This window comes from Nisaea sediminum (assembly GCF_014904705.1).
Lineage (GTDB): Bacteria > Pseudomonadota > Alphaproteobacteria > Thalassobaculales > Thalassobaculaceae > Nisaea > Nisaea sediminum.
Genome location: NZ_JACZCQ010000006.1, coordinates 847,286 through 865,755, shown reverse-complemented (window position 1 = coordinate 865,755; position 18,470 = coordinate 847,286). Strand labels below are relative to the sequence as shown.

Sequence of the window (18,470 nt, the reverse complement as noted above, 5' to 3'; positions counted from 1 at the left end):
CGGGAACGAAAAGCCGACCCGGATCAGCGTTCACGGTCTGCCGCGGCCCGCACGAGGGCACGGTAGAGACGCTGCTGGGAGCGGTTGAAGACCAGGAACTCCGGATGCCACTGCACGCCGAAGAAAAGCTGGCCGTTCACGCTCTCGATGCCCTGCACCATGCCCCGGCGGTCATGCGCGGATACCCTGAGACCCTCGCCCACGCGGTCGACCGACTGGTGATGGATGCTGTTCACCCGGCACCATGAGACCCCGAGCATCTCGCGCAGCCTGGTGCCCTCGTCGATCTCGATCCGTTTCACCGGCAGCGGTGTGCGCCGTGCCCGGGTGCCGGGATAGGCCTCGGAAATCTCCTCGTGCAGCGTGCCGCCGAAATAGACGTTGAGGATCTGCGCGCCCCGGCAGATCCCGAGCACCGGGCGCCGGCCGTCCTTGAAGCGGTCCATCAGGTCGAGTTCGAAGTCGTCACGCTCCCGGTCGATGCCCTCCTCGAGCGCCACCTCGCCGCCATAGAGCGTCGGATGCAGGTCGCTGCCGCCGCCGATGATCAGACCGTCCAGCGTCTCCACATCCAGTGGGCGCCCGGGGCCGAGCCGCACACCGCGCCCCCCGGCCCGCCAGACCGCGAGATGGTGAAAGGCGAGCGGGATCCTGCCGGTATGTTTCGAGGTCGAAATGCCGATGAGAGGCCGCTCGGAAAAGCTCATTTGAGACCGAGAAAGCGTTGCAGACGGGCGGCGACACTTCTGTCACGGCCGAGAAACTCCGCCACGGCATCGCACAGACGGTCCTTGTCCTCGGCCAGTTCCTCGATCTCGACCCAGCGGTTCCATTCGGTCACCGCAGACCAGTCCGGATCGCCGAGATCGGCGTTCGGAAGCCGGTAATGATAGGTCGGCCGGGGCTTCACAAGCGCATCGGAAATCTGCGCCTTCACCCGGTCCGGATCGAGATGGGCGAAGAGCGGCAGCATGTCGAGTTCGCGGTTTCGCGTCGGATTCATCTCCAGATAATCGTCAATCATGCGGGAAAGTTCCGCCGGATAGTCCAGTGCGCAGATTTTCTTTGCATATTCGTCCGGGAAGCGATCCGCATGGGGCAGGACCCAGCGCGTCAGATCGACATCGACTTCTTCATGGAGGCCGTCGGCCATCACCATGTAGGCCCTGAGGGTATCGAGAATCTCCGCGGCGGAGCCGGTGGCGACCTCGACGTTCAGATGCAGCCCGAAGGCATAGAGCGGACTCTCGCGCGTTCCGAGCGCGCCGTGGCGTCTCAAGACCTCGAAGGCGGCGTTGAGTTCGCCGAGCTTGGACCAGGGGATCGGAGGAAAGACGATCTCGACCGGGACGAGGCCGGTCAGCGCATCGCCGAGACGCGCCCGCACCTTCTCGGAAATGTCGAGCACGTCGAGAAAGCCGAACATCTCCGCCTCGCCTTCCTCCTCCTCCGCGTCCTTGCGATGCACGTACTGGATATCAAGCTCGATCTTCGCCTCGCCCCAGTCGGGGTGGCTCAGAATGTTGCGATGCGCATCCAGCCGCTCGACCGTGCCGCCGAATTCGGCATGCAGGTGACGGGTCGTCTCCTCGACGGTCAAACCGGCGAATTCCAGTTCGACGCCGACCCGCCGTTCCTCTCCGCCGCTGTTGACCCGCCGGGGCGGCGCCTTCGGCTGCTGCATCGTTCGCTTCCTTCCGGAATTGTGCCCGTCAGCGGTCCTCGTAAAGGATCTCCACCACCTCGACCTGCTGCGGCCCGCGCGGCGTGCGCACCTCGACGACGTCGCCGACTTCGGCCTTGAGCAGCGCGCGGGCGATCGGCGAGATCCAGCTGACTTCGCCGCGTTCCAGATCCGCCTCGTCGACCCCGACGATCCGCACCGTGCGCTCGTTATCCTCCTCGTCGGCATAGGTCACGGTCGCACCGAAGAAGATTTTGTCCTTGTTCGGCTGCTGCGTCGGATCGACGATTTCCGCTGCCTCCAGCCGCTTCAGCAGGAAGCGCATGCGGCGGTCGATCTCGCGCAGCCGCTTCTTGCCGTAGATGTAATCGCCGTTCTCGGAGCGGTCGCCGTTGCCGGCCGCCCACGAAACGATCTCGACCACCTTCGGTCGCTCGTCGCGCCGCAGATGCTTCAGTTCGTCCTGCAGCGCCTTGAAGCCGCGCGGCGTGATGTAGTTTTTCACGCCTTTCGGGGAGGGATCGGGGACCTCGTCCTCCTCCTCGAAATCGGAATCGCTTTCCTTGACGAAGGCCTTGCTCATATCCCGGCAGCTCTGTTCCGTTGGTGGTCCAGTGTAGCAGACCATGAACGTTGTTCGGCACTGGCAGATTGCCAGGGTCAATAGGCTCATGCGCTAATTGTTCCGAAGTTCCATCTGGTAGCGGACCGGCGCGATGCAAAGCAAGAAACAGATCCATGTCGTCGGATGCCACGCGGCCGGCGAGGTCGGCGACGTGATCGTCGGCGGCGTCGCGCCGCCGCCGGGCGAAACGCTTTGGGCCCAGTCGCGCTGGATCGCGGAGAATGGCGAGCTGCGCGACTTCATGCTGAACGAGCCGCGCGGCGGCGTGTTCCGGCACGTGAACCTGCTGGTCCCGCCGAAGGATCCCCGCGCTGTCATGGGCTGGATCATCATGGAACCGGTGCACACGCCGCCGATGTCCGGCTCGAATTCGATCTGCGTCTCCACAGTCCTGCTGGAGACCGGGATCGTTCCGATGCAGGAACCGGTCACGCGCTTTCACCTCGAGGCACCGGGCGGTCTGGTCGCGGTCGAAGCAGCCTGCCGGAACGGAAAGGCGGAAAGCGTCACCGTACGCAATCACCCCTCCTTCGCGGCCGAGATCGACGTGCCGCTTGAGGTGGAAGGCCACGGCACCCTGACCGTCTCGACGGCCTACGGGGGCGACAGTTTCGTGATCGTCGACGCGGAAGCACTCGGTTTCGCGATCCGGCCGGACGAGGGACGGGATCTCGCCGAACTCGGCGCCAGGCTGACCCGTGCCGCCACGGAACAGATCGGCTTCAGCCATCCGACGAACCCGGACTGGCAGCACATCTCCTTCTGTCTCTTCGCCGGAACCCTGGAGGAAACGGAAGACGGTCTCCGGACCCGGCATGCCGTCGCCATCGAGCCCGGCAAGATCGACCGCTCGCCGACAGGAACGGCGATCTCCGCGCGCATGGCGCTGCTCAGGGCGACCAGGCACATGAGCGTTGGCAACCGGCTGATCGCCCGCTCGATCATCGAGTCCGAGTTTTCCGGACGGATCGAAGAGGACTGCGAACTCGGCGGAAATCCCGCCATCATTCCCTCGATCACCGGGACCGCATGGATTACCGGCACCCACCAGTACCTGTTGGACCCGGGCGACCCATGGCCGCGGGGCTACCGGGTCGCCGACACCTGGCCGTCGGGCTAGAGGACGGATCGCGTTTCAGTCTAAGCAAAATAGAAAACTGTGCCGGGATGAGACTTGCCGTCACATGATAATATGTGCGGCGTCATAAAAGATGCTCCGAAGACGCTTCAATCGCGCCTTTCGGCACCATCGAGCAAGAGGGATAGGAAACAGAATGAAAACCGTAGCAGCACATCTCGGTGCGGCCGCCCTGTTCGCAGCCGTCATTCTGATCGGGAACCCGCTGGCGGCAGCACCTTGCAGCGAGGCCGGACCGCAAACTCCGCGCGACATCACGCTCCGCGACGGAACGAACCCCCGCACTTTCTCTCTGGCACCCGCCGCGACGAAGATGAATCTCTGCGACATCCACACCCACACAAACGCCGAGCACAAGGGCCCCGGATACACGGTCTTCGCGGGAAGCGGGACCTACGGCGGCTACCAGTGCAACGAGAGCTCAAGCCTCACGGCGGCCGAACTCGCCGCTCCCACGGGCGACACGTCCTCCTTCGCGAAAGTGAAACCGGGAGACACGATCGAGGTTCACTGGGTGCACACGACCTGCGACGCCGTTCCGGCCCACGGGCTCGGCTCCTGCCTGCCGGCAGACTGCAAGAATCCCCAGCTTCGGGTCGAAGCACAGGTCTTCCTCGTCGTGAACGACCCGAACGCGCTCGATTTCACCAGCTTCGACTATCACGGAAAAGCCGTCGGCGGCCTGCATCAGGCGAAGGCGATCCCGGGCGATACTGGAACGCCGGTCGTCTTCAGGGGCTCGACGACAGGTCCGAGCTACAATCAGGAAACCTGCTCACCTCTTGAAGTGACCTGGAGCGTCCGGCCGAACTGCGCCAAGGTCGATATCAATTCGATCTTCCGCTGGGCGAAGAATGACAAGTTCTTCAGGGAAACCGCATCGCACGGGGTGCGGCAGCTCGTCACCAAGCCGGAACTCCTGTCGAAGATCGACTAGAGCCAGACAGCGCGACTGACCCTCCCGTTCCGGGGGTCAGCCGCTCTTCTCCGCGGGCTTGGTCGCCGTTTCCAGCGTGTGGCGCAGACGCTCGATACGGCTGGCGGACAGCCTATAGGCCCATTGCGACAGTCGCTCCTTGTGCGCCTCGGCGAAGGATTTCGCTTCCTCCGTCGCATCCGGAGCGACATTGATCGAGAAATGGGTCCAGGTCTGCATGGTGCCGTCCTTGCCCGGAGCCTCCGCAAAATCGACGATGACGGTCAGCCCGCTTCGTGTCTGGTAGATCGCGTTCCCGAGCGACGGCTCGAATGCGATCTCGCCCATCGAACGGACCTCCTCGAAATTCAGCTTCGCCAGTCCGTCGGTGATTTCGTTCAGGGTGTAGAAAGTCGCGAACTCCCGGTCTTCCGGCATGTTCATCAGCTCGAACGGCTTCTCGCCCTCACCGGTGCGGCGCACCTCGAGAACCTTTCCATCCGGCCCGGTCAGATGAATCTCCTGGATCCGGTCGGCGCCGATATCGATCACATCATTGTCAGCCCAGGACGCCGCCCGCTGCACATCGTCGACCCTGCCAAGGGCGAGCCAGGACCGCGCCTCGGCCGCCGGGCGGATATAGACCATCGGCGCTCCCGTTCCGCTGGCCCGCTCCGTGCCGACCAGCACATCCGCCAGCACGTCTCCGTCGCGGCCAAGCATCCGGACCCGGGTCGCCTCGGACCCGGCATCGTTCACATCGGCAACGCCAAGACGCGCGTAACGCTCGGGATCGGCTGTCTTGGCCTCGACCAGCTTCAGTTCCGCAAGCGACAGGACGAAATCGCGGACCCGGCCCGTATCGGCCGGATAGCCGCCCTGCTCCAGAATACGCCAGGTTCCGTCGTCGCGGGCGACCGTGACCTGTTCCACCGCCCCGTCCCGGCTCCAGGACATCTCGATCCTGGCGATATCGGGAATGTGGTCCTCCAGACCCGGAAAGGCCCGGGTGTCCTTGAGCACGGTGACCGTAGCGTCCTGCCGGACAAGAACGGCGGCGACGGCGGCAAGCACGACGAGGACCGTGACGGCGGCAAGGCGTCCAAGGGTGCGCAGATTCAGCATCGATCCCCCTCCCTAACCGGCCTGGCTCTGGATACGGCGGCGGCTGATCACCCTCCAGAGGGCGAGCAGCAGCGCCAGAACCGTGACCAGGATCGGAACAAGGGCGATGTTATAGAACCAGAGATCGCTCTCCAGCCGGTCCACGTTCTCGCGCACCGAGCGCTGCACCGCCCGGAGTTCGCCGCGGATCCGGAGGATCTCCTGACGGTACCTTTCGATCTCGGCGCGCTCCTCGTCGGACACGATGGCGGCCGCACCCTCGGGCATCCCGCGGCGCAGTTCGTCGAATCGCTTCTCGGTCTCGGCAAGAGTCTTCTGCAGCCGCTCTTCCTGGGCCGCATATTCCTTCTCCGCCTCACGCTGGATACGGTCCAGCACCTCGAACGGCCGGGCGGTGGAGCCGCGCCCGCGGAGCCCGAGCAGCGAAGAACTGCCGGAGAGGGCATCGAGCGCGTTCAGCACGAAATCCCCGTTTCCGGAGACCGGCACCGGCACCCGGCGGCCGAAGAACTGCTGCACCTGAACCCAGAAACGGTCAGCCAGAATGTCGCTGTCCGCCACCACGATCACGTCGAGCGGTGCGGTTGATTCCGTCAGGACCGTAGGGAACTGCGCCTTGTAGGCTGCGATCTCTTCCGCGCTCGGCGCCTGCTCGCCCTCCGCCGGCTTCAGCTCCGGGGGGCCGTCCGGAAAGGCGGTGGTGATCTTCTCCGCCGTCAGCCGGGCGGCGAGCACGAACGCGTCCGGACCGGGAACATAGTTCCGCAGCAGGGTCTGCGGCGTGCGCATTCCCTTCACCTGCTCCGCATCCAGTTCCATGGAACCGAGCGAGGTCGAAACCAGCGGCGTCATTTTCACCGGAGCACCGTCCGCAAGCGCGATGTGGCCCGTGCTGGCAACGGCGATGGTGTCGACGTTGGTCGTGATCGGCGAGCCCTGGTCGATGTTCCCGCCGCGCAGTTCGAGCCAGGCGACGTAGTCCACGGGACGCTGACCCTGACCCGGCTGCACCTTGCGGGCCGTCAGGCGATCGGCCGCGATCTTGGTCGGGTCGTATTCGACGCCCCAATGCTTGAACAGGATCGGCAGATCGCTCGAGTCTGGGGCGCTGCGTCCGAAGAACTGGGCCTGCCCGCCTTCCGTCTCCGAATAGGGGTCCACCATGATCAGCGCCTTACCGCCGCCGAGAATGAACTGGTCGATGGCGAACTGCGCCTTCGGACCGAGCTCGCCCGGATGCGCGAGCATCAGCACCGTGACGTCTTCCGGGACCTTTTCGAGATCGGCGTCGAGATAGCGGGTCTCGTAGGTCGCACCGATCTGGTCGGCGATGATGTAGGCCGGAATCGGGGTCTGCTGCCCCATCGCGTTCATCCGGACCGTGCCGTCCATCGGCAGGCTGGTGACGATCCCGACCACGGTCCGCCTGGTGGTGGACAGCGCGTAGATCAGCCGCGAAATGTCGTATTCGAGGAAGGTCTCGCGCTCGGGCTGCAGGAAGGGGATCACCTCCCGGTCGTCGGTCAGATTGGTCCCCGCGATGCCGAAAAAGACCTGCTCGCCGCCTTCCTGCAGCGGGATCTGCTGCAGACCGTCGGCGACCGCCCGGTCCTCAAGCTCGGTGAAGGGCTGCGGGTCGTAGATCTCGACCTTGATCTTGCCTCCGGAGCGCGCCTCGTACTCGCCGAGGAGATCGCGCACCCGGCCGGCATAGATGCCGTAGAACGGCACGTTCCGCCCAAGTGCCTGCGAATAGTAGAACTTGAGCGTGATCGGCTCCTCGATCTTCTCGATCAGATCCTCCGTCGCGTCGGACAGGGAATAGAGGCCCTCCTCGGTCAGGTCGAGGCGGGTCGAGGTCAGCAGGCTGGAACTCAGCACGTTGAGACCGAGAAACAGAACCAGCAGCAGGGCAAGCGCCGTGACCGCGATGCGGCCCTGGGTGAAGAGGGTCTGGAGCGCGCGCATCCTATTCCGCCTTCTTCCAGTCGATGACGAAAGCATTGGCAATCAACGCGATGACGATCGCCGAGCCGAAGAAGATCACGTCGCGCAGGTCGATCACGCCGCGCTGGATCGCATCGAAATGGGTCAGGAAACCGAAATTGGCGATCGCCTCGACCAGTCCTCCCGGCGCCCAGTTCTCGAAATAGTTCAGCAGGATCGGCGAGCCCGCGACGGTGAAGAGGAAGCAGACCGCTGCGGTAACGACGAAGGCGATCACCTGATTCTTGGTCATCGCCGAGATCAGCGAACCGATGGCGAGATAGGCGCCCGCCATAAGGTAGCTGCCGATATAGGAGGCGAAGATCACGCCGTTATCCGGATTGCCGAGATAGTTCACGCTGATCCAGAACGGGCAGGTCAGCGCCAGCGCGACCCCGGTGAAGGCCCAGGCGGCGAGGAACTTGCCCACCACCGCCTCGAACATCGTGATCGGCAGCGTCAGGAAGAGTTCGATCGTCCCGAGCCGCCGGTCTTCGGCCCAGAGTCGCATCGAAAGCGCCGGCACGAGGAAGAGATAGAGCCAGGGATGGAAGCCGAAGAAGGGCCGAAGATCCGCCTGATCGCGGGCGAGAAAACCGCCGACGAAGAAAGTCAGCGTGCCGGCCATGACGAGGAAGATCACGATGAAGATATAGGCGAGCGGTGTCGCGAAATAGGCGCCGAACTCGCGCCGGAAGATCAGGCCGATGTTACGCATGGCCGGTCACCTCGCGGAAGAAATCGTCGAGACTTGCGGCGCCCGAGCGGGCCTTCAGCTCTTCCGGCGTGCCGTCGGCGAGCACACGGCCGCGGGCGATGATCATCGCCCGGCTGCACACCGCGTCGACTTCCTCCAGGATATGGGTCGAGACGACGATGCATTTCTCCGAAGCCATGCTCATGATCAGGTTGCGGACTTCGTGCTTCTGGTTGGGGTCGAGCCCGTCGGTCGGCTCGTCGAGGATCAGCACTTCGGGATCGTGGACCAGCGCCTGGGCCAGCCCGACGCGGCGCTTGTAACCCTTCGAAAGTGTCTCGATCGGCTGCATCACGACCTGCGTCAGCCGGGTCTGCTCGATCACCCGCTCGACAGCCTCCTTCACCTCCCCGTCCGCCAGTCCGCGAATGCGGGCAACGAAGGACAGGAAGGAGAGCGGGGTCATGTCCGGATAGGCCGGCGCGCCTTCGGGCAGATAGCCGATCGCCGCCTTCACCGCTTGCGGCGCCGTGCGGACGTCGTGCCCGGCAACTACGGCCGTCCCCGCGCTCGGCGCGAGAAAGCCGGAGATCATTTTCATCGTGGTCGATTTGCCGGCCCCGTTCGGGCCGAGAAAGCCGAGCACCTCGCCGCGTCCGACCTCGAACTCGAGGCCGTCGACGGCCGTGATCGGCCCGAAGCGCTTGGTCAACTTCTGGATCGATAGTAACGCGCTCATCTCGTGCGAACTTGGTCCCTATCTTCGGCGGCGTTTTCCCCAACCCCTGCGATGTACCTGAAATTCGGGAAGAATCAAAGAATTGGGTTTCCCCGCATTGTACCTATCTAATATTCTTTTGGGCCGACGCGGATATCCGGAGCGACACGCTTGAGCGAAGAATCTTCCCGACCGCGCGGCCAGAGTGACCGGCTTGTCCGCCGGGCTCACACGGTCTCCGGCCTGATTCTCTTCACCTATGTCACCCACCATCTGCTGAATCACAGCTTCGGTATCCTTTCGACGGACGCGCTGGCGATCGTCGGGCGATGGTTCGTCATTTTCTGGCACCATCCAGTGACGACGTTCGCGCTCTACGGCGCCTTCACGGTTCATTTCCTGGGTGCGCTTTACGCCGTCTACCGGCGCAACTCGCTCAGGGACATGAACCGGGCCGAAGTCACACAGCTTGCGCTTGGCCTGCTGATCCCGGTCTTCCTGATCGCGCATGCCACCGGAACCCGGATCCTCGACGAGTTTTTCGACGCAGATCCCTCCTATCTCTATGTCCAGCTCCTGGTCTGGAAATTCGTTCCGCATTACGCCCTAAACCAGACGGTGCTCCTGCTCGCGGCCTGGATCCACGGCTGCATCGGTCTGCATCTCTGGCTCCGCTACCGTCCCGGATACCGGCGCCTGCTGCCGCTCTGGCTCACCCTCGCGGTGATCGTTCCGACCCTTTCGCTTTCCGGCTTCGTCGCATCCGGGATGGAAGTGCTGAGGCTCGCGGAGGACGGGGCGTGGCTCTCGCAGGCAGTCGCCTCGTTCGAGCTTCCGCGCGGCGAGCGGGCACGGGACATCGTGCGGCTCGTGGAACGCGTCGAATACGGCTATTACGGCCTCGTGCTCTTCGCCTTCGCCGCACGCGCCGTCAGGCTGCATTTGAGCCGGAAGCGCGAGCCGGACGTGACGCTGACCTATCACACGGGTCAGACAGTCGGCCACCGGGCCGGTGCAAGCATTCTGGAGACAAGCCGGGCAGCCGGGATCCCGCATGCCTCCGTTTGCGGCGGACGCGGACGCTGCTCGACCTGCCGGGTGCGCATCGGCATCGGGCTGGATGCCCTGCCCCCACCCAGCGAACTGGAGCAGCGCGTTCTGAGGCGGGTCGGCGCCCCGGATAATGTCCGGCTCGCCTGCCAGACCTTTCCGGAAGTGGATATGGAGGTCACGCCGCTGCTGCCGCCAGCCCAGGCCAGCGTCGAGGATACCGGCGCCCGGCCGGATTATCTCGCCGGGCAGGAACGCGACATCGTGGTGCTGTTCGCCGATATCAGGGGTTTCACCAGGCTTTCGGAACAACGGCTGCCTTACGACACGGTCTTCATCCTGAACCGTTACTTTTCCGAAATGGGTCATGCGATCGAGGAGGCGGGCGGGCGCATCGACAAATTCATCGGCGACGGCATCATGGCGCTGTTCGGCATCGATCGAGGCCTCGAGACCGGCGCGCGCAACGCCATCGCCGCCGCCCGCGGAATGGCGGAGAACCTGAAACGCCTGAACGAGAGCCTCGCGGCGGATCTCGACGAACCGCTCCGCATAGGCATCGGCCTGCACGGAGGGCCGGCGATCGTCGGCGAGCTCGGCTACCGGACGACCCGCGGCCTCACCGCCGTCGGCGACACGGTGAACACCGCGAGCCGGCTCGAAGCGCTGACCAAGGAGCACGGCGTGCAACTGATCCTCTCCGAAGCGGTGATCGAAGCGTCCGGCCTCGTTCTGGAGCTTGGAGAAACCGCGGAGATATCCGCACGCGGGCGCGAACAAAGCGTCGCGGTCCGCCTCATCGCCGACGCCTCGAGGCTTCCCCCCGCGCGTCCGCAGATGAACGCCGGATAAACAGTCACGCGATCTCCCTCAGACCTTGTGCGCGTTGCGCAGAAAATCCCGCGGTGCCGATCCGAACGCTCTGGAAAAAGCCGCCGCGAAAGCGCTCGAACTGCGATAACCGGTATCGAATGCAACCGCCGTCACCGGGCGCCCCGCAGACAGCATCTCAAGCGCCGAGATCAGTCGGCAGCGTTGCCGCCATTCGGCGAAGGACAGGCCTGTCTCGCGCAGAAAAATGCGCGTGAGGGTCCGGCCGGAGGCCCCGGCCACGCGTGCCCAGTCGGCGAGCTCCCGCTGATCGGCCGGGTCCTCTATCAAAGCACGGGCGACCCGGGCCGCCCTGCGGTCGGTCGGCACCGGTAGGTGCAGATCGGCCGAGACAAGATCCCCCAGTTCGTCGGCGATCACTGCGCCAAGGCGGGCAGCGCGCTCTGTATCCCCGTCTTCCGAAACCGTCCGGAGCCGGACGATGAGCTGCTTCAGTAATGGTGAAACCGCGACCACGCCGCAATGGGCCGGGATCGGGATCCTCGGTTCTCCCGCAAATGGCGCGCGAATATAAAGCGAGACAAAATCCGCGTCGCTCATCGCCTGGACGCGGTGCGGAACACCGCCCGGGACCCAGACGGCCATTCCCGGCGGAACCGACCATTGCCCTTCCCGCGTCCAGACCTGCAACAGACCGCGCTCGGCATGGACAAATTGCGCACGGTCGTGCTGATGCTCGCCGGTATCGTGCCCTTCGGCGAAAAACGTCCCGAAGGCGGCGATCTGCGGCGCAGACGCGTCAAGCGCCGCGACCGCGTCACGGATTGGGGAGTTTTGTCCATTACTCGATAATTGTTGGCTTTCCATCGCAAGACGGACGATACGCGCGATGGCATGATTTGAACAGTCCATGAGGGAGACTGCCGATGGAACCGCGCCGTTTGCTGCTGCTCAATCTCGGGCATGCACTCGATCATCTGTTCATGCTGCTTTTTCCAGCCGTGGCTGCGCTGGCCGCCGCCGATATCGGTGACAGCTACGGCTCGGTGCTAGTGCTCTCGACAGGCAGTTTCATTGCTTTCGGTGCTTGTTCCCTGCCCGCCGGCTGGCTCGGCGACCGCTGGGGACGGGAACGGATGATGACGATCTTCTTCGTCGGCATCGGCGGCGCCGGTATTCTCGCCGGGCTCGCGGAAAGCTTCTGGCATCTCGCCGCGTCCCTCACCCTGCTCGGCATGTTCGCCGCGATCTACCACCCGGTCGGGATCGCCATGGTCGCCAAGGGTGGCGGCAATGTCGGACGCCGTCTCGGCGTGAACGGAGTCTGGGGCAATATGGGCGTCGCCGCCTCGGCCCTCGCCATCGGCGCCTTCGCCGATTTCGCGGGATGGCGCACCGCCTTCATCCTGCTCGGCAGCTTCTCGATCCTTGCAGGCATCTACTGGACGCGGATCAGGTCGGTCCCGGTAGAGGAGAGCGCCGCCAGCAAGACCGCGGATCACGGACCGCCGGCCATCGGCTGGCAGCGCGTCCTGCTGGTGATCGGGATCTCGGCGGCGATCGGCGGATTCATCTTCAATTCCATGACCGTCGCCCTGCCGAAGGTGCTGGACGACCGGCTGGCCGAATTCGCCTTCTCGGCAACCGAGATCGGCGCCATCGCGAGCGCCGTCTATGCGATCGCTGCCTTCTCCCAGATCGTCGTCGGACGGGCGATCGACCGCCATGCGATCAAGCCGATCTTCCTTGCCGTCACGGCGGGACAGGCCCTCGCGCTCTTCATCGCCATCAATCTCGACGGGTGGGCCATGGTCGTGGCCGCGGCCGCGGTGATGGTGCTGGTCTTCGGACAGATCCCGATCAACGACACGCTGGTCGCCCGCTACACCCCCGACCGCTGGCGCGGGCAGGTCTACGCGGTCAAATACGTGCTCACCTTCACGGTCTCGGCGGCCGTGGTACCCGGGCTCTCCTGGCTCTACGACGAGGGCGGGGGGTTTCCGGCGATGTTCCTCGCGGGCGCCGTGGCGGCAGCCGTGATCACGGTCGCCGTCACCCTCTTGCCCGGCAGGCGCCCCGCCGCCGTCGCGGCGGCGGAGTAGCCTTGCCTGACTAGACCTTCTGCATGTCGGCGAGGAATTGCTGCACGACCTTGTTCAGGTCGCCGGATTTGGCCGCGACCAGTTCCGAAGCACTCAGCACCTCGCCGGAGATCGCCGTGGTCTCCCTCGTGGCATCGCTCACCCCGCTGATATTCTCGTTGGCGGAACCCGTGCTCGCGGCCGCGTCCGAGACATTGCGGGCGATTTCCTGGGTCGCGGCGCTCTGCTCCTCGACCGCTGCGGCCACGCCGGCCGAGATCTGGTTGATATCCTCGATCAGCTCGGCGATGTGCTGGATCGAAGACACCGTCTGCTGGGTGTCGTCCTGGATGGTCTGCACCTGGCTCGCGATCTCCTCGGTCGCCTGCGCGGTCTGGTTGGCGAGGTTCTTCACCTCGGAGGCGACCACCGCGAAGCCTTTGCCGGCCTCCCCGGCGCGGGCTGCCTCGATCGTCGCGTTGAGTGCCAGCAGATTTGTCTGTTCGGCAATATCCGTGATCAGCTTCACCACCTCGCCGATCTTGGCGGAACTGTCTACCAGACGGCCGACAAGCTGGCGGCTCTGCTCCGCGTCCGCGACCGCCCGGTCGGCAGCCTGGGTGGAACGGGCGACCTGCTGCGAGATCTCCGTGATCGAGGCTGAAAGTTCTTCCGCCGCGCTGGCGACCGTCTGCACGTTGTCGGTCGCCTGGTCGGAAGCGGAAGACGCCATGCTGGCCATGTTGCTCGAGCGGTCCGCCGTCGCGGTCAGGCTGTTTGCCGACCCGCGCAGGGTTTCGGCGGCTTCCGAAACCGATTGCAGGGTCTCGGAGGCGGTGCTGTCGAAGTTGCGGGTCAGTTCCTCGATCTTCCGCGTCCGCACCTCGCGGCGTTCCTGAGCCTGCTCGGTCTCGCGCTGGAGCTCCTCGTTCTTGAGCATGCCTTCGCGGAAGACCATGACGGCCTTCGCCATTTCCCCCATCTCGTCGCCGCGCTCGGTCATCGGGACTTCCGTGCCCGAATCTCCTTCCGCCAGCCGCGCCATGACTTCCGTCAGCGCCTTGACCGGGCGCGAGATGCCGCGGGCGATGACGAAAGCGGCTGCAAGCCCGAGGAGAACGCAGATCGCCGTCACCGCGACCGTCAGGATTTCCGTGCTTTTGATACCCTGCAGTGCCTCGGTCCCGAGCTGGTCCTGCTCGTTGCGGATCACGGTATTCGCCTCCGTGGCTGACGCAAGGATCGCGTCCCCAGCCGGCTTCAGCCGCTCGTCCAGGATCGTATTCAGGGACACGAACAGGTCGCGCACCGTGGTCAGTCCGGTCTGATAGGCCGCGACGCGATCCTTCAGCTCCTGGATGAGCTTCTCGTCCTGTCCGAATTGCAGATTGCCGATGAGATCTGCAAGCGCCAAGGCAAGCGGTTCCATTTCCGCCTCGACCAGCTTGAAGGTTTCAGGATCGTTCTCGAGCAGGTAGCGGTTCAGTTCGGCGCGCTGGATCAGCATGCTGCGGAGCACCAGACCCGCCTTGTAGGCCGCTTCGGCATCGTAGGCCTCGTTGGCATCGGCCATGATCTCGGAAAGCTGCTTTTCGAGCCCCGCTCCGAGCCGGTTCACCTCGCCGATAGCGACGTCCCGCTTCTGCCTGTTTTCAACGACCGTATCGAACGCGCCGCGGTACTCCGAAAGACCGGACTGAATGCCGGCTATGCGTTCGCGCCGCCTGTCCGTCTGCGCGCTGTTCTCGGCCACCTGGAGTTCGCGCCGGACGGCGGAAATCTTGCTGAGGGCGGTATCGGCGGATTCCTGGCGGCCGTCGATCACGAATTGCTTCACGCTGCTGTCGGCCAGCAGGAGTTCGGCGCGCGCGGTCGTCAATTGGCCGGCCTGGCCGGTCAGCAGCTGATAACGCGACAGCGCCTGCCCGGCTTCCCAGAGACCGAAAAACGAGGCCAGGCTGTTCAAGACCAGCAGCAACAGGATACCGCCGATCCCGATCAGCAGTTTCATGCCGAACTTCATATCGTTGAACTTGGAGAACATTGTCCCCCCTCTCCTCCGTTACTGGTCCTGGCGCCGGTATCACGCGCTTCTTTTTGTTCGATACCGCCATGGTTTCATTCAGGTTTAGAAAATTTAGCAAAAAATATTCTAAATCACTGATTTTCCATTATTATCTGGATTTCTCCCATATTTTCTCTCGTCATGCAATGCTACGGCATGCTCTGCTCAGCAAAACAATCCGGGCAAGCAATGAAGTATAAGGGAGTGACGTAAATGAGCGGTAAAGAAGTCTACGAGGTTTTCGCCATACGGTATGCGCATAACGCCAAGCGCATGCGTAACGAGAACTTTGTCTTTGCGGATGCACACGACATTCCCATGCCGCTCGACTATTTCGTCTGGGTAATCCGCAACCAGAACCGCACCTTCGTGGTGGACACCGGCTTCGGCGAGGTGGCCTCCCTGAAACGCGGCGCCCCGCTGCTGCGCTCGACCACGGAGGCCCTGGCTCTGATGGGGATCGATGCGGCAAAGGTCGAGGACGTGATCCTCACTCACATGCATTACGACCATGCGGGCGGCATCGGCGAGTTCCCGAATGCAACCTTTCATATCCAGGATTCGGAAATGGCCTTCGCCACCGGCCGCTGCATGTGCTTCGAGGCGATCCAGCGTCCGTTCGAGGTCGAGGATGTGGTCGCCATGGTCCGGAAGGTCTATGGCGGGCAGGCGACGTTCCATGACGGCGACGCGGAACTGGCGCCGGGCCTCAGCATCCACAAGATCGGCGGACATTCTGCAGGCCTGATGTGCGTACGCGTCTGGACCGAGCGCGGCTGGGTCGTGCTCGCCTCGGACTGCGCGCATTTCTACGAGAACATCCGCGAGCGCAAGCCCTTCGTGATCTGCTACGACCTCGGCGCGATGATGAACGGCTTCAACACCATCGAACTGCTGGCGGACAGCCCGGACCACATCGTGCCCGGGCACGACCCACTGGTGATGGATTACTACCCGGCGCCCTCGCCGGATCTGGAAGGCGCCGTGGTACGGCTGGACGTCATGCCGAAGACGGGGTGAACGAGACTCAGATTTCCTTCAGGAAACCGTCGACCTCGACCTGATAGCCCTCGATCAGCTTGTTGGTCTGGTTGAACATGCCGATCACGGCCATCAGTTCGCCGTACATCTCCTCGGTCATGCCGTGGCCGCGGGCCTGGCGGGTGTGGGAGCGGGTGCAGTATTCGCAGCCGTTGGTGGCCGAGACCGCGACGGCGATCATCTCCTTCGTCCGGGCGTCGAGCGCGCCCGGCGCCATGACTTCCTTCAGGCCGTACCAGATCCGCTCAAGGGTCGGCGGATGGCTCGCCAGCGTGCGCCAGACATTGGGCACGAAATCGATGTTCCTGCTGGACATGATGTCGTCGTAAACCGCCCGCACCTTGTCGCAGGCATCCTCGTACGCCACCGGCGTCACCGTTGCGCTCATCGGTCTGTCTCCTGATTTGAGGGAGGCGGCGGACCGGGACCCGGCCCGCCCGCCGGATCAGTACATGTGCTGGCCGCCGTTGATCGACATGGTCGATCCGGTGATGAAGCCGGCATCGTCGGCGCAAAGGAAGACCACGCCGCGCGCAATCTCCTCGGCATGGCCGAGACGGCCGACCGGGACCCGGGCGACGATCTTCTCAAGCACGTTCGCCGGCACCGCGGCGACCATGTCGGTATCGATATAACCCGGCGCGATGGCGTTCACCGTGATGTTGTAGCGCGCACCTTCCTGCGCCAGCGCCTTGGTGAAGCCGTGGATGCCGGACTTGGCGGCGGCATAGTTCACCTGGCCGTACTGGCCGGCCTGGCCGTTGATCGATCCGATATTCACGATGCGGCCGAACTTGCGGTCGCGCATGCCCTCGATCACGTTGCGGCACATGTTGAAGCAGCCGCCGAGATTGGTGTCGATCACGTCCTGCCACATCTTGTGATCCATCTTGTGGATCGTGCCGTCGCGGGTGATGCCCGCATTGTTGACGACGATGTCGACCGGGCCGAGATCGGCCTCGACCTGTTTCACGCCGGCGGCGCAGGCCTCGAAATCCGAGACGTCCCACTTGTAGCTCTTGATGCCCGTCCGTTCGGTGAAGGCCTTCGCCCGCTCGTCATTGCCCGCATAGTTTGCCGCGACGGTACAGCCCGCCTCTTGCAGGCCAAGGCTGATAGCCTCACCGATGCCCCGCGTTCCGCCCGTTACGATTGCGACACGTCCCATTGTTCCCTCCGATTCCCTTGATCGACTCCACCGGGTGAACACGGAACCGGCCCCTCCGGTTCCGCTCCCGGTTGACTTGTTATTGGATTCAGTCCCGCGCGACGCAGAGCGCCACGCCCATGCCGCCACCGATGCAGAGCGTGGCGAGACCTTTCTTGGCGTCGCGTTTCTGCATTTCGTGCAGCAGGGTGATCAGCACCCGGCAGCCCGACGCGCCGATCGGATGTCCGAGAGCGATGGCGCCGCCATTGACGTTCACCTTCGCCGGATCCCAGCCGAGATCCTTGTTCACCGCGCAGGCTTGCGCGGCGAAGGCCTCATTCGCTTCGACCAGGTCGAGCTCGTCGGCGGACCAGCCGGCTTTCTCCAGAGCCGCCCGGCTCGCCGGGATCGGGCCGGAGCCCATGATCGAGGGATCGACGCCGCGGGTCGCGAAGGACACGATGCGTGCGAGCGGCGTGATGCCGCGCTTCGCCGCCTCGTCCGCTGTCATGAGCACCGTGATCGCCGCGCCGTCATTGATGCCGGAGGCATTGCCCGCCGTCACCGTGCCGTCCTTGGTAAAGGCCGGACGCAGCTTGGCCAGCGCCTCGATGGTGGTGCCGTGGCGCGGATGCTCGTCGGTATCGACCACGGTCTCGCCCTTGCGGGAGGTGATCGTTACGGGAACGATCTCATCCTTGAACTTGCCGGCTTTCTGCGCCGCTTCGGCCTTGGCCTGGGACGCCAGGGCGAAGGCGTCCTGCTCGTCGCGGGTGATCTGCCACTGGGCCGCGACATTCTCCGCCGTGTTGCCCATGTGGTAGCCGTTGAAATGGTCCCAGAGCCCGTCCTTGATCATCGTGTCGATGAGCTGCACATCACCCATCTTGTAGCCGTTGCGCAGGGTCTGGGCATGCGGCGCGTTGCTCATGCTCTCCTGCCCGCCGCAGACGACGATCTTGCTGTCTCCGACGCGGATCGCCTGATCGCCGAGCGCCACCGCACGCAGTCCCGAACCGCAGACCTGGTTGATGGTGATCGCGGTCCGCTCCTGCGGAATGCCCGCACCGATCGCCGCCTGACGCGCCGGGTTCATACCCGCCGCCGCGGTCAGCACCTGCCCGAGGATCGCTTCGTCGACTTCGGCGGCGTCGACCTTCGCCCGTTTAAGGGCTTCCTTGATCGCGATCACACCAAGATCGGCACCGGAAAGTGAACTCAGGCCGCCGCCAAACGCCCCGATCGGGGTCCGTGCAGCCCCGGCAATCACCACTTCGGTCATAGTCTCTCTCCCTCGCGCCGAACCCGGCGCTCCTTGCCAAAAGAGGGACCGCCACGCCGGCGGCGGTCCGTTCGAAGCACC

Annotated in this window: 17 protein-coding genes; 5 read left to right on the top strand and 12 right to left on the bottom strand. The window is 64.3% G+C overall.

The window, feature by feature from the left end:
- Positions 1-23: 23 nt before the first annotated feature.
- From IG122_RS16135 to greB, 3 genes are read right to left on the bottom strand one after another with little or no spacing between them, the layout of a single operon-like run.
- Entirely contained in the window at positions 24-707 is a 684-nt protein-coding gene (locus tag IG122_RS16135) for a gamma-glutamyl-gamma-aminobutyrate hydrolase family protein (protein WP_193185625.1), read from the bottom strand.
- Positions 704-1,684 carry an amidoligase family protein gene (locus tag IG122_RS16130; protein ID WP_193185621.1) on the bottom strand — a complete coding sequence of 327 codons (981 nt, stop codon included), beginning with the start codon at positions 1,682-1,684 and terminating at the stop codon, positions 704-706. The genes IG122_RS16135 and IG122_RS16130 overlap by 4 nt, the downstream gene beginning before the upstream one ends.
- Before the next feature lie 28 nt (positions 1,685-1,712).
- Positions 1,713-2,267, bottom strand: a complete 555-nt coding sequence (gene greB, locus IG122_RS16125; RefSeq protein ID WP_193185618.1) for a transcription elongation factor GreB — start codon at positions 2,265-2,267, stop codon at positions 1,713-1,715.
- A gap of 133 nt (positions 2,268-2,400) precedes the next feature.
- Between greB and IG122_RS16120 the strand changes: the two genes are divergently transcribed.
- Positions 2,401-3,429: a trans-3-hydroxy-L-proline dehydratase gene (locus IG122_RS16120; RefSeq protein WP_193185615.1), complete on the top strand. Its 1,029-nt coding sequence runs from the start codon at positions 2,401-2,403 to the stop codon at positions 3,427-3,429.
- Between the two features lie 154 nt (positions 3,430-3,583).
- A complete protein-coding gene (locus tag IG122_RS16115; protein ID WP_193185612.1) occupies positions 3,584-4,384 on the top strand; it encodes a delta-class carbonic anhydrase in 801 nt (266 codons plus the stop codon).
- Between the two features lie 36 nt (positions 4,385-4,420).
- Here the strand turns inward: IG122_RS16115 and IG122_RS16110 are convergent, their stop codons facing one another.
- The 4 genes from IG122_RS16110 to IG122_RS16095 are packed head-to-tail and all read right to left on the bottom strand — an operon-like array spanning position 4,421 to position 8,910.
- Positions 4,421-5,488, bottom strand: coding sequence for a DUF4340 domain-containing protein (locus tag IG122_RS16110; RefSeq protein ID WP_193185609.1), 1,068 nt, complete (start codon positions 5,486-5,488; stop codon positions 4,421-4,423).
- A gap of 12 nt (positions 5,489-5,500) precedes the next feature.
- Positions 5,501-7,456 carry a Gldg family protein gene (locus IG122_RS16105; RefSeq protein WP_193185606.1) on the bottom strand — a complete coding sequence of 652 codons (1,956 nt, stop codon included), beginning with the start codon at positions 7,454-7,456 and terminating at the stop codon, positions 5,501-5,503.
- 1 nt (position 7,457) lies between these two features.
- Positions 7,458-8,192, bottom strand: coding sequence for an ABC transporter permease subunit (locus tag IG122_RS16100; protein ID WP_193185602.1), 735 nt, complete (start codon positions 8,190-8,192; stop codon positions 7,458-7,460).
- Complete coding sequence (locus IG122_RS16095) at positions 8,185-8,910, bottom strand: ABC transporter ATP-binding protein (RefSeq protein ID WP_193185598.1); 726 nt, start codon at positions 8,908-8,910, stop codon at positions 8,185-8,187. The genes IG122_RS16100 and IG122_RS16095 overlap by 8 nt, the downstream gene beginning before the upstream one ends.
- 150 nt (positions 8,911-9,060) lie before the next feature.
- Here IG122_RS16095 and IG122_RS16090 point away from each other — a divergent pair, with 150 nt between their 5' ends.
- The gene (locus IG122_RS16090; protein WP_193185595.1) at positions 9,061-10,791 is read left to right on the top strand and encodes an adenylate/guanylate cyclase domain-containing protein; all 1,731 of its coding nucleotides are present in this window, start codon (positions 9,061-9,063) and stop codon (positions 10,789-10,791) included.
- 18 nt (positions 10,792-10,809) lie between these two features.
- Here IG122_RS16090 and IG122_RS16085 read toward each other — a convergent pair whose 3' ends face one another.
- Positions 10,810-11,682, bottom strand: coding sequence for an AraC family transcriptional regulator (locus tag IG122_RS16085; protein WP_193185591.1), 873 nt, complete (start codon positions 11,680-11,682; stop codon positions 10,810-10,812).
- A 14-nt stretch (positions 11,683-11,696) separates the two neighbouring features.
- On the opposite strand from IG122_RS16085, the gene IG122_RS16080 reads away from it, so the two are divergent.
- The gene (locus IG122_RS16080) at positions 11,697-12,872 is read left to right on the top strand and encodes an MFS transporter (protein ID WP_193185588.1); all 1,176 of its coding nucleotides are present in this window, start codon (positions 11,697-11,699) and stop codon (positions 12,870-12,872) included.
- 10 nt (positions 12,873-12,882) lie between these two features.
- On the opposite strand, the gene IG122_RS16075 is transcribed toward IG122_RS16080, so the two are convergent.
- Complete coding sequence (locus tag IG122_RS16075) at positions 12,883-14,895, bottom strand: methyl-accepting chemotaxis protein (RefSeq protein ID WP_193185585.1); 2,013 nt, start codon at positions 14,893-14,895, stop codon at positions 12,883-12,885.
- 234 nt (positions 14,896-15,129) lie between these two features.
- On the opposite strand from IG122_RS16075, the gene IG122_RS16070 reads away from it, so the two are divergent.
- Complete coding sequence (locus IG122_RS16070) at positions 15,130-15,936, top strand: N-acyl homoserine lactonase family protein (protein ID WP_193185581.1); 807 nt, start codon at positions 15,130-15,132, stop codon at positions 15,934-15,936.
- 7 nt (positions 15,937-15,943) lie between these two features.
- Here the strand turns inward: IG122_RS16070 and IG122_RS16065 are convergent, their stop codons facing one another.
- The 3 genes from IG122_RS16065 to IG122_RS16055 all read right to left on the bottom strand — a co-directional run bounded on the left by IG122_RS16065 (position 15,944) and on the right by IG122_RS16055 (position 18,389).
- Positions 15,944-16,345 (bottom strand): carboxymuconolactone decarboxylase family protein, encoded by a 402-nt coding sequence (locus IG122_RS16065; protein WP_193185578.1) that lies wholly within the window; start codon positions 16,343-16,345, stop codon positions 15,944-15,946.
- 57 nt (positions 16,346-16,402) lie between these two features.
- Positions 16,403-17,125, bottom strand: a complete 723-nt coding sequence (gene phbB / locus IG122_RS16060; RefSeq protein ID WP_193185575.1) for an acetoacetyl-CoA reductase — start codon at positions 17,123-17,125, stop codon at positions 16,403-16,405.
- An 88-nt stretch (positions 17,126-17,213) separates the two neighbouring features.
- Positions 17,214-18,389 (bottom strand): acetyl-CoA C-acetyltransferase, encoded by a 1,176-nt coding sequence (locus IG122_RS16055; protein WP_193185571.1) that lies wholly within the window; start codon positions 18,387-18,389, stop codon positions 17,214-17,216.
- Between the last annotated feature and the right edge of the window lie 81 nt (positions 18,390-18,470).